10 protein-coding genes are annotated in these 10,117 nt (G+C 74.6%); 3 read left to right on the top strand and 7 right to left on the bottom strand.

The features are described from left to right. Positions 1-261 precede the first annotated feature (261 nt). Positions 262-708 (top strand): Lrp/AsnC family transcriptional regulator, encoded by a 447-nt coding sequence (locus tag BZL64_RS28975; protein WP_086772120.1) that lies wholly within the window; start codon positions 262-264, stop codon positions 706-708. Here BZL64_RS28975 and BZL64_RS28970 read toward each other — a convergent pair. From BZL64_RS28970 to BZL64_RS28955, 4 genes are all read right to left on the bottom strand, one after another. Then, entirely contained in the window at positions 702-3,695 is a 2,994-nt protein-coding gene (locus BZL64_RS28970) for an AAA family ATPase (RefSeq protein WP_086772119.1), read from the bottom strand. The genes BZL64_RS28975 and BZL64_RS28970 overlap by 7 nt on opposite strands. Before the next feature lie 136 nt (positions 3,696-3,831). Then, entirely contained in the window at positions 3,832-4,995 is a 1,164-nt protein-coding gene (locus BZL64_RS28965; protein WP_086772118.1) for an exonuclease SbcCD subunit D, read from the bottom strand. A 179-nt stretch (positions 4,996-5,174) separates the two neighbouring features. Next, positions 5,175-5,531, bottom strand: coding sequence for a hypothetical protein (locus BZL64_RS28960; RefSeq protein ID WP_208639542.1), 357 nt, complete (start codon positions 5,529-5,531; stop codon positions 5,175-5,177). A 401-nt stretch (positions 5,532-5,932) separates the two neighbouring features. Beyond that, a complete protein-coding gene (locus BZL64_RS28955) occupies positions 5,933-6,634 on the bottom strand; it encodes a TetR/AcrR family transcriptional regulator (RefSeq protein WP_086772117.1) in 702 nt (233 codons plus the stop codon). Between the two features lie 160 nt (positions 6,635-6,794). Between BZL64_RS28955 and BZL64_RS28950 the strand changes: the two genes are divergently transcribed. Next, a complete protein-coding gene (locus BZL64_RS28950) occupies positions 6,795-7,472 on the top strand; it encodes an SDR family NAD(P)-dependent oxidoreductase (RefSeq protein WP_086772116.1) in 678 nt (225 codons plus the stop codon). An 87-nt stretch (positions 7,473-7,559) separates the two neighbouring features. Here BZL64_RS28950 and BZL64_RS28945 read toward each other — a convergent pair whose 3' ends face one another. From BZL64_RS28945 to BZL64_RS28935, 3 genes are read right to left on the bottom strand one after another with little or no spacing between them, the layout of a single operon-like run. Continuing rightward, positions 7,560-8,186: a YigZ family protein gene (locus tag BZL64_RS28945; RefSeq protein WP_086772115.1), complete on the bottom strand. Its 627-nt coding sequence runs from the start codon at positions 8,184-8,186 to the stop codon at positions 7,560-7,562. A 31-nt stretch (positions 8,187-8,217) separates the two neighbouring features. Beyond that, positions 8,218-8,766: a SixA phosphatase family protein gene (locus tag BZL64_RS28940; RefSeq protein WP_086772121.1), complete on the bottom strand. Its 549-nt coding sequence runs from the start codon at positions 8,764-8,766 to the stop codon at positions 8,218-8,220. A gap of 8 nt (positions 8,767-8,774) precedes the next feature. Then, positions 8,775-9,506 carry a hypothetical protein gene (locus BZL64_RS28935; protein ID WP_086772114.1) on the bottom strand — a complete coding sequence of 244 codons (732 nt, stop codon included), beginning with the start codon at positions 9,504-9,506 and terminating at the stop codon, positions 8,775-8,777. A gap of 128 nt (positions 9,507-9,634) precedes the next feature. Between BZL64_RS28935 and BZL64_RS28930 the strand changes: the two genes are divergently transcribed. After that, complete coding sequence (locus BZL64_RS28930; RefSeq protein WP_086772113.1) at positions 9,635-10,042, top strand: CoA-binding protein; 408 nt, start codon at positions 9,635-9,637, stop codon at positions 10,040-10,042. Positions 10,043-10,117: the final 75 nt, after the last annotated feature.

The following is a 10,117-nucleotide window of genomic DNA, read 5'->3' as shown; positions in this document are numbered from 1 at the left end:
GAGGGAGGCCCGGAAGTAGGCGGCTGCGTCGGCCGGGGCGGCGGGGGCGACCCGCAGGACAGGGCTGGTGGCGGGTGTGGTGGTGGCGGTAGGGACGGCCGGGCCGGCGGCGGTCGGGGCCGTGGGGCTGGTGGCGGTCATCCGAGGGCCTCTCTGTGCGGTGGCGATGACCAGAAATCTACGGCCGCGAAGGGCCCCGATGAAGGGACGATCCCCGGCATGGATCTTGCGAGGCCGGGGATCCCCTGGTATCCCTCGGTGATGACCGTGTATTCCCCGGACGCCACCGACTGGCGCATCCTCGAGGTTCTCCAACGTGAGGGCCGGGCCAGTTTCGCCGACCTGGCACGGGCCGTGTCGATGTCCGCGAGCGCGGTCACCGAGCGGGTGCGGCGGCTGGAGGAGGCGGGCGTCATCCAGGGGTACGCGGCCGTCGTGGACCCGGAGCGGCTCGGCCTGTCGGTCCTCGCCTTCGTGCGGCTGCGCTACCCCAACGCCAACTACAAGCCCTTCCACGACCTGGTGGCCGTCACGCCCGAGATCCTGGAGGCGCACCACGTCACGGGCGACGACTGCTTCGTCATCAAGGTCGCCGCCCGTTCCATGCGGCACCTGGAGGAGCTGACGGGCAAGATCGGCGCCCTGGGGGCAGTGACGACCAGCGTGGTCTACTCCTCGCCCCTGCCCCGGCGCCCGCTCGGTCACTGACCGCGCTGCCGCACCACCGACCCCGACCGGCTCTTCACGATCTCCAGCTGGGCGTGGATGCGCCGCCGCAGATCGGCGACATGGCTCACGATGCCTACGCTGCGGTCGCGTTCGCGCAGGGAGTCGAGGACGTCGAGGACCTCGTCCAGCGTCTGGTCGTCGAGGCTGCCGAACCCCTCGTCGATGAAGAGGGTGTCCAGCCTGACCCCGCCCGCCTCGTCGGTGACGACGTCCGCGAGACCGAGCGCGAGCGCGAGGGAGGCGAAGAAGGTCTCGCCGCCGGACAGTGTGGCCGTGTCCCGTTCGCGTCCGGTCCAGGCGTCGACCACGTGCAGGCCGAGGCCGCTACGGCCGCGCCCGGCCCGGTCGTCGGAGTGCACGAGGGTGTACCGACCGGACGACATGCGCTGCAGGCGGACGGTCGCGGCGGCGGCCACCTGTTCCAGGCGGGCGGCCAGCACGTACGCCTCCAGGCGCATCTTGCGTTCGTTGTCCGCCGAGGTGCCCGCGGTGAGGCCTGCCATGCGGGCCACCCGGTCGTACTCCTCACGCAGTGGCGCGAGACGCCGTACGGCGTCGGCCGCGCGCGCGGAGAGGCGGTCGAGTTCGGCGCAGCGGCGGGCGGCCCCGTCCTGGGCGGAGGCGGCCCGGCGCAGCCGTTCGGCGGCCCGGCCGGCCTCCTGCTCGGCCGCGGCGAGGTCGGCGGCGGGCTCCTGGGCGGCGGCCACGGTGTCGGGCTCGGCGAGCACGGCCCGTACGGCCGCCTCCTCGGACTGCCAGGCGTCCAGGCGGTGTTGCAGCTCGCGGTGGGCGGCATCGTCGAGGAGGGCGTCGGCGGCGGCCCGCGGGGTGTCGAACCCGGCGCGGAAGGCGGCCTCGTCGAGGCGTCCGTCGGCGGCCTTGAGGCGGGTGGCACTCTCCTCGGCGGCGCGGGCGGCGTCGGCCGCGTCGGTGAGCCGGGCGGCCTGCCGCTCCAGCTGTTCGGCGCGCGCGGACACGCTCCGGGCGCTGCCCCGGGCCTCGGCCAACTCCTCTTCCAGCGCGGCCCGTTCGCGCTCCAGCCGCTCACGGTGGCCCACTCGGGAGGCGGCCCTGACGGCGGCCTCCCGCTGGGCGGCGGTACGGCGCTCGTGCTCCTGCTCGGCGCGGCGCAGCTCCTCGCGCGCGGGGTGCAGCGCGGAGGCCTCCCGGCGGGCCAGGCCGTAGGCGCTCTCCAACTCCTCGGCCTCGGCGGCGAGTCGGTCGGTGGCGGCGTCGCCCGCCTCCGCGCGGGCGGCGGCGAGGTTCTCCCGGACGCGTCCGACGTCGCGTTCGGCGTCCGCGCGGTGCTGCTCGGCGCGCTGATAGGCGGCGAGGGCCTGTTCCTCGGCCTCGCGGTCGACGTGACCGGCGACCTTGCGGGCGGGGGCGGGGTGCTCGGTGCCGCCGCAGACCGCGCAGGGTTCGCCGTCGCGCAGGGTGGCGGCCAGCTCGGCGGCGATGCCGTTGAGCCGCTGCTCCTTGAGGTCCAGCCAGTGCGTGCGGGCCGCCAGGGCCCTCTCACCGGCTGCGAGGGCCTGCCGCTGGGCGTCGTCGCTGTCACGGTCGAGCCGGTCGCGCAGCCGGGCCGCCGTCAGCCGGCGCTGGGCGGGCTCACGCTGCACGGCGAGCTGTTCGGCGCGGGTCGTGGCCTCCTGCGCGGACTCGACCCGCTCCCGGAGCGCCGCACGGGTCGCGTCCCAGCCGGCGAGCCAGCTCTCGGTCTCCGCGAGTACGTCCTCGTCGGCGCGCTCCTGCCGGTCCAGGTCGGTCCGCTCGGCGAGCAGTCCGGCCAGCCGTAGCTCACCGCGGCGGGCCGACTCCAGCCCGCCCAGCTCCTCCGCGGCCCGTCGGGCGGCGCCGGCCAGCCCGCCCGCGCCCGCGTCGGCGAACCCCTCCGGCAGCAGCGCCCGCGCGCTCGCCTCGGCGGCGGTCGCTCCGCGGTGCTCGGCGTCGGCGGCCTCCCGCAGCTCCAGGGCCGGCGCCACCGCCTCCGCCTTGCGCGCCCGCTCCATCCGCGCCTGCGCCTCCCGGTGCGCCCCGGCCCGCTCCTGAAGCAGCCGGGCCCGTTCCCGCGCCTCGGCGAACCGCCGCTGCAGCCGGTCGAGTTCGCGTACGCCGGCCAGCGCGCGCTCGGCGGCGGCCTGGGCGGACTCGGCGGCCAGGCGGCCGCACTCGGCGATCGTGTGCTGCTCACGGGCGCTGCTGCGGGCCACGGCGGCGGCGGTCAGCACGGCCTCGGCGAGGCCCGGTTCGCCCGGCGCCAGCTCGGGCAGTTCCATGGCGTCACCGGCGGCCTGCTGCATGCGGTGCGCGTCGGCCAGGAGCGCCGTGTCGCCCTCACGCACACGTGCCTCGGCGGCACGCCGGCGCTCGGCGAGCCGCTTCTCGACCTCGGCGAAGCGCTGGGTGTCGAAGAGACGGCCGAGCAGCCGCCCCCGTGCCTCGGCGTCGGCGCGCAGAAACCGCGCGAAGTCGCCCTGGGGCAGCAGCACGACCTGGCAGAACTGCTCACGGCTCATGCCCAGCAGCTGGGTGATCTCCTCGCCGATCTCCTGGTGGGAGCGGCTGAGGTCCTTCCAGACCCCGGCGGCGGCGTCGTACTCGCGCAGCCCGCTCTGGGCCTTCTCTACGGTGGTACCGGGACGGCCGCGCTTCTTGGGGCGCTCCCAGGGCGGCTGCCGGGTGACCTCCAGCCGCCGCCCCGCGACGGTGAGTTCGAGGGTGACCTCGGTGCGGGTGCCTGGGGCGGCGTGGTCGCTGCGCAGCGTCAGCCCCTGAGCGCTCTGCCGGGCGCCGGGGACGGAGCCGTACAGCGCGTAGCACACGGCGTCCAGGACGGAGGTCTTGCCGGCGCCCGTCGGCCCGTGCAGCAGGAAGAGCCCCGCGGCGGACAGCTCGTCGAAGTCGACGCTCTGGCTGCCGCCGAAGGGCCCGAAGGCGGTGAGATCGAGCCGGTGCAGCCTCATCGCGCGTCCCCCCGGTGGTCGTCGGTGCGAGGTTCTGGAGCCGGGAGCGGGTCGTGGGCGGACGCCCCTGCGGCTGGGAGCGCGCGGTGAACAGGTGCATCCGGGCCCGGTGCCACCCCGGCGGCCGTCCCTCGCCTCACCGTGACACCTCCCGTACGGTGCCGTCCGCGCGCACCGCGTCGAAGGCGTCCCGCAGCACGCCCTGCTCGCGCACGTCGGGGCCCGCGCCGCGCACGTGCGCCACGAAGTCCTCGGCGATCTCCTGGTCGCTGCGGCCCGCCAGGCGCCGGGCGTAGGAGACGTCCGGGTCGTCCGGGGCGCGCTCGGGGGCGAAGACGAGGCTGAGGGTGTGCGGGAAGCGTGCGGTGAGCCGGGCCATCGGGTCGGCCGGGCGCACCGCGTCGGTGAGGGTCGCCTCCACCCACGCCTCCTCGTACCGGTCGAGCCCCGGCTCGGCGAGCAGGTCGTCCAGTGTGCCGCGCAGCCGGGCCAGCTCGCGCGGGACGGGGCAGTCGATCCGCTCGGCGGTCAGGCCTCCCCCGGCGTCGAGGTCGACGAGCCACATGGTCTTGCGGTGGTCGGCCTCGGAGAAGGAGTAGGGCAGGGGGGAGCCGGAGTAGCGCACGCGCTCGGTGAGGGTCTGGCAGCCGTGCAGATGCCCGAGCGCCACGTAGTCGACGCCGTCGAAGACTCCGGCGGGCACCGAGGCGACTCCGCCGACGGTGATGTCCCGCTCGCTCTCGCTGGGCCTGCCGCCGGTGACGAAGGCGTGCGCGAGGACGACCGAGCGGGTGCCCCGCGGCCGGCCCGCGAGGTCGGCGCGGACCCGGTCCATGGCGGCGGCGAGCACGGCCTCGTGCCCGGCCTTCGCCACGCCGAACGCGTCCTTCACGAGGGCGGGTTCGAGGTAGGGCAGCCCGTAGAAGGCGACGTCACCGACGTCGTCCCGCAGGATCACCGGGGTGCCGGCCGCGGCCGGGTCGGTGCGCAGATGGACGCCCGCGCGGCCGAGCAGTCCGGCGCCCACGCCGAGCCGACGCGCGGAGTCGTGGTTCCCGGAGATCATCACCGTGGGCACGCCCAGGTCGGCGAGGTGGTGCAGGGCGTCGTCGAACAGTTCGACCGCGGCGAGCGGCGGTACGGCACGGTCGTAGATGTCCCCCGACACGACCACCGCGTCGACCTCGCGCTCGCGCGCGGTGGTGACGAGGTGGCCGATGAAGGCGGACTGGGCCCCGAGCATGTTCACCCGGTGGAACGCCCGGCCGAGATGCCAGTCGGACGTGTGCAGAATTCTCAAGACGCCGCTCCGACCCGCACGTTTCCCCCTGTTTCAGCCGTGGACTCGGCACCGGACCACCACGGTCCCCGCTCTCGGCACCGACCACGCTAACGCCTGCCGGCACCTGCTCCGTCACGGACCTCGGTCCACCCCCGGCGCCTCACCGGCACCGTATCCCGAGCCACTGACAACGGACCTCAGGCGATCCACCCCTCGCTCGACCGATGGCGATCCAGCCCAACGGTGGCGAACTCGTCGGCGGCCGTGTCCGCCACCACGCCCAGCCTCCGCAAAGCCTGCGAGATCGGGCTGCCCGAGGCCCCGAAGGCCTGGCCCTCCTGTACGTGGAGGGGCCCCAGTACGACACCGCCGTGAGCCCAGACGGCAGCGTGCTGCTCGCCGACACCACCGAAGTACTCGGCCTCCACGTAGGCGACCGGCCCCGCGGCGGACCACCGAGCGAGCAGCTCCTCGAAGCCTGCGGGCAACCGCCAGAAGCCGAGCGACCCCGCGGGGCCTCCGTCCGTGACCGTGTCGAAGACCTCATCCGTCATCGGCATCAACGAGAGGCCTTGCCGAAGCGGTGCCACTCCGGCGCCGGGAACGTCCCGCGACGCGGCACGCAGCAACTCGTGTCCGGCGATCGCTGCCTGCAATACGTAACCCACCGGGACCCTCCCCCACGACTGCACGCGGTGCTCCAGCCGGCCCGACGTGTCGCGCCACGATCCCACCCCGGGGCCGGTGCTCGACCAGGTGGCTGCCCGGTTGCTGTCTAGGCCGCTCGGCCGCCGCGCAAGGCCGTCAGCAGCCCGGGTCCCGGCCGCCACACTCCCCAAGGGCGACCGCCACCGGCCGGCCCGGAACGACCGGCCGACACCTCCTGACCGGCAACGCCGGGCGAGGAAGGCCCGGACCGGCCGACGGCGACGGCTCGCGCCGGAATCCAGCCTGGTCAGGCGCCGCCGGCGTCCCGCTCCTGCGCCGTGACAGCCGCCGGACCGGCGCGGAGCATGGCCCTGTAGAGGGCGTCGTGCTTGGGCGAGGCGGGCAGAGGGCCGCGGGCCGGGGTCTCGAAGGACTGGACGAGCAGAGCGACCACGCGGCGCCAGGCGTCCGGGGCGGCGTCGCCGGTGGCGTTGACGACACCGGCGTTGGCCATGTGCAGCAGTACCAGGTCCGAGGAGTCGAAGTCCTCGCGCAGGCGACCCGCCGCCTTGGCCCGGCCGATGAGTTCGACCATGCCCTCGTAGGCCTCGTTGCGGCGCCGCTCCAGGGCCTTGGCGGTGGGGAAGGTCGTGGTCAGGACGTCGGCGAAGCCGCTGTCGGCGGCCTGCATCGCACAGGCGGCCTCGATGTAGCCGACGAAACCGTGCCAGGGGTCGGGATCGTCCAGGGCGACGGCGACTGCGCTGGCGTAGGCGTCCATGCGGTCGACGAAGACGGCGTCGACCAGTTCCGCCTTCGTGGGGAAGCGGCGGAACATGGTCGCGATCCCCACGCCCGCCTCACGGGCGACGGAGGCCATCGAGGCGCCCAGACCGTCACGCGCGAACACCGCCCGCGCGGCGGCGATGATCCGCTCCCGGTTGCGCTCGGCGTCGCTGCGCAGCGGCTGGGCGGCGGGGTCGTCGGGATGCTGGGTGCCAGGCGTCATACCGGGGAGTCTAACAACCGGATTAGCCTATCCACTTTTGGTGGTACGGTGGCGACAGCGAACCGGAAAGCCCTATCCGGATCCCCATGCCGTCGATGTGGATAAGGCTATCCAGATACCTGCTTCCTTCGACCCACCAGCTTTTTCAGAGAGGATCGCTGTGACCAGCATCGCCATCATCGGAGCCGGCCCCCAGCTGGGCCTGGCCATCGCCCGCACCTTCGGCTCCCAGCGCATCGACGTCGCCCTGATCTCCCGCAACCGCGACAAGCTCGACCGTCTTGTCGCCAAGCTCATCGCCGAGGGCATCACCGCCGCCGCCTTCCCCGCGGACGTCCTCGACCGCGAGGCGCTCACCCGGGCCCTCAAGGACGCCGGCACGAGGTTCGGCGGGATCGACATCCTGGAGTACTCCCCGGTCGGCAGCTTCAACTCCACCGCTCTGACCACTCCGGTCGAGACCGAACCGGCTCACGTGCAGCACGAGATCGAGTTCCAGCTCTACGGTGCCATCGCCGCCACCAAGGCCGTGCTGCCGGCGATGCGGGAGGCCGGCGCCGGCACCCTGCTCTACACCACGGGCGCGGGCTCCATCGACCCCGTGCCGCAGGTCGGCAACGTCAACGCGGCCGCCGCCGCGCTCCGCAACTGGGTGATCAACCTGCACAAGGAGCTGGACGGCACCGGGGTCCAGGCCGCCCACATCGGCATCGACGCGTCGATCGGCACGCCGGCCGTCCCCGGCTTCCCGACCGCCCGGCCCGAGGAGATCTCCCCCGTCTACTGGGACCTCCACACCACTCACCGCGACCAGGCCGAGCACATCTTCAGGGCCTGACGCCGCACGGGCCGCCCGGCGATCCCGCACGGCCCGCCGGGCGCCGCAGCACCCAACTCACCGCCGCGGGACCGGTCGTGCACGCCCTCACGCGTCCCCGTACGCCTCCCCGCCCAGTTCGAACCGCGCGGTCCCGGCCGTCGCGTCCGCGAGCCAGGCGCGGAAGGCGTCCACGTCGGCGTCCGGGAGGCCGATCTCGATCGTGACCGCTTCGCCGTAACGGACGTCGCGAACGTCGCGGCCCGTGGAGTGCAGGTCGTTCTGGACCTTGCCGGCCCGCTGGTGATCGATCGTCACCGTGGCCAGCCGGAAGCGGCGGCGGGTGATCGTGCCAAGGGTGTCGAGGGCTTCGCCGACGGCGCCGCCGTACGCGCGGATGAGGCCGCCTGCTCCGAGCTTGACCCCGCCGTAGTAGCGGGTGACGACGGCGACGACGTACCGCATGTCGCGGCGCAGCAACATCTGGAGCATGGGGACGCCGGCGGTGCCGCCGGGTTCGCCGTCGTCACTGGCCTTCTGGACGGAGGCGTCGGCGCCGATGACGTAGGCCCAGCAGTTGTGGGTGGCGTCGGCGTGCTCCTTGCGGACGGCCGCGAGGAACGCCTGGGCCTCCTCCTCCGTGGCCGCCGGGGCGAGCGCGCACAGGAAGCGGGAGCGGTTGACCTCGGTCTCGTGGACGCCCCGGTGGGCGACGGTGCGGTACTCGTCCTGCATCGGCCCAGCCTATGCGGTGGCGGGTACGGCCTCAGCCGCCGTCCTTGTGCCCCCGCGGCACCGCCGTCCAGGTCAGCAGGGCCGCGCCCGGGGCCAGCTCGGCCCAGGTGGGGGCGTGCCAGGCCAGGACCGCGACGGCGGAGGTCGGGAACTTGACCCGGACCGGCTCCAGGGCGTCGTGGAGCGCGTCGCCCGCCAGGTGCAGGACGAGTTCCTGGAGGCCGGGGTTGTGTCCGACCAGCAGCAGGGTGCGGACCTCGGCGGGCGTCTCGCGGGCCACGGCCAGCAACTCCGGTACGTCGGCGGCGTACACGCGCGGGTCGTAGCGGACCGGCGGTGCGGTGTCCCACTGGGCCGAGGCCAGCTCCCAGGTCCGGCGGGCGCGTACGGCGGTGGAGCACAGGGCGAGGTCCGGCAGACAGTCGGCACCGGCCAGCGCGCGGCCGGCCGCCGGGGCGTCGCGCAGGCCGCGCGGGGCGAGGGGCCGCTCGTGGTCGGGCACGCTCTGCGGCCAGGCCGACTTGGCGTGCCGCAGGACGACGAGCCGGCGCGGCTGCCCAGCCGCGGCGTCGGCGCTCACGTCGGCGCTCACGCCGCTGCTCCCACGTCGCGGGTGAGTTCGAGGCCGAGGAGCCGGTCGGCGTAGGCGTACGTCTCGAAGCGGGCGCCGTCCGGGAGCGGGGGTCCGGCCTCCTCCACGGAGCGCAGAACGCTCAGCACCGCGGGCAGGTCCAGGTCGTCGTCCCAGGCGGCCCGCAGTCGCCCGCGCAGGTCGTCGGGGACGGGGCGGGACGGGCTCCGTGCCCAGTGGGCGACGGCACGGCGCCAGCGGGCGAGGGTGGTGGCGGCCTCGTGCAGTGCGGCGGCGTCGAGCGCGGCGGGCGCGCGGTGGTGGTGGGAGAGCAGGGCGAGGCGGAGGGCCGCCGGATCGGGGTCCGGGCCGGCCAGGGCGTCCGGCCGCACGGCGCCGACCGGGACCCACACGCTCTCCCCCGCCGTCGCGGCGCTGTCCTCCCCCGCCACGTGCACGGCTTGGGCCTCGCCGAATCCGCCGGAGAGGTCGCGGGCGTCCTCGAAGGGGCGGACCCCGAGTGTCGTGGCGGCCGCCCGCAGCTCCGCCTGCTCGCGTTCGCCGGTCAGCACGGGCAGGACGGACGTACCGCCGAGTTCCAGGACCCGGACGACGAGGTCGGCGACGACGAGGACACGGAGCGATCCGGTGCCGTACCCCGAGGCGTGGGCCTCGACGCGGGTCAGACCACGGCGGACGGGGGCGGCGACGACGGGCTCGCCGGTTCGGGCGTCGATGATGCGCAGCACGCGCCCGAGCGTAGGCGGACCGGGCCGCTCGCGCAGTCCAGGGTGCGGAATCGGTGCGCGCCGTCCGATGTTGAGCGGATGGACGCCGTTCGGCGTCGTGCGATGTCCGTGCGTCAGAGGAGGCCGCCGTGTACGGCGACGAGGCAACGATCCGCAGGATCCTCACCGGGCTGGGTGACACCTGGGCGGTGGTGGGGCTGTCCACGAACCCGCGGCGGGCGGCGTACGGCGTGGCCGAGGTGCTCCAGCGCTTCGGCAAACGGGTCGTGCCCGTCCACCCGAAGGCGGAGACGGTGCACGGTGAGCAGGGGTACGCCTCCCTCGCGGACATCCCCTTCGACGTGGACGTGGTGGACGTCTTCGTCAACAGTGACCTGGCCGGAGCCGTCGCGGACGAGGCGGTCGCCAAGGGCGCGAAGGCGGTGTGGTTCCAGCTCGGCGTGGTCGACGAGGCGGCCTACGACCGCACCCGGTCCGCCGGCCTGGACATGGTGATGAACCGCTGCCCGGCGATCGAGATCCCCCGGCTGGGCTGACCGGGTGGCCGCTCCGGGCCCCCTGACACCCCCCGAGGGGGCCACCATAATGTGCGGGTGACCACCACCTCCCCC

It is taken from the genome of Streptomyces bobili, assembly GCF_002154575.1.
Classification (GTDB): Bacteria; Actinomycetota; Actinomycetes; order Streptomycetales; family Streptomycetaceae; genus Streptomyces; species Streptomyces bobili.
The sequence above is the reverse complement of the archived record's forward strand: the minus strand, read 5'-3'. Positions and strand labels throughout refer to the sequence as shown.

Bases quoted from the DNA above. Each gene is read 5' to 3' on its own strand.
- BZL64_RS28975 (WP_086772120.1), top strand. From the start codon at position 262: ATGACCGTGTATTCCCCGGACGCCACCGACTGGCGCATCCTCGAGGTT.
- BZL64_RS28970 (WP_086772119.1), bottom strand. From the start codon at position 3,695: ATGAGGCTGCACCGGCTCGATCTCACCGCCTTCGGGCCCTTCGGCGGC.
- BZL64_RS28960 (WP_208639542.1), bottom strand. From the start codon at position 5,531: ATGACGGATGAGGTCTTCGACACGGTCACGGACGGAGGCCCCGCGGGG.
- BZL64_RS28955 (WP_086772117.1), bottom strand. From the start codon at position 6,634: ATGACGCCTGGCACCCAGCATCCCGACGACCCCGCCGCCCAGCCGCTG.
- BZL64_RS28945 (WP_086772115.1), bottom strand. From the start codon at position 8,186: ATGCAGGACGAGTACCGCACCGTCGCCCACCGGGGCGTCCACGAGACC.